Raw genomic sequence first — 402 nt, 5'->3', positions numbered from 1 at the left:
TGAATATTTTTCGCTATTTGCACGGCATTCCTTATTCTATTTGGGAGAAGGGAGAAAAAGAATATGATTACGATATTGGTTTCACGACAGAACAAGAAGATAAAAGAGATTATAGTATAGCCATTGCGGGCTACACCAAAGATGGCAGTATAATATATTCAAATGAAGATCCGATTCCATACTTAAAATGGAATGAAAATGTAAAGCTAAAAGTTGCAAAAGGTAAAAAACTTCCTGTACAGTTTTATATTCAATGGATCTCACAAAATGATCAAGAATGGTACGAAGCTCAAATTGTACTACCAAAAAATCTAGAGAGCCTATTTATTGAATTTCAAAACAAATATGGCAATAATGTATTTCTTACTGTAGGAATGGATAAAGTTTCGGAAAATAAACCAT

The 402-nt window shown here is 31.6% G+C and carries 1 protein-coding gene; it reads left to right on the top strand.

What is annotated here, in order from left to right:
* Positions 1-402 (top strand): DUF2931 family protein (locus ACHRV0_RS21610; protein WP_395442512.1); only part of this gene is annotated, 402 nt, incomplete at both ends.

The sequence above is a fragment of the Flavobacterium sp. FlaQc-30 genome, from assembly GCF_044005885.1.
Classification (GTDB): domain Bacteria; phylum Bacteroidota; class Bacteroidia; order Flavobacteriales; family Flavobacteriaceae; genus Flavobacterium.
The sequence above is the reverse complement of the archived record's forward strand: the minus strand, read 5'-3'. Positions and strand labels throughout refer to the sequence as shown.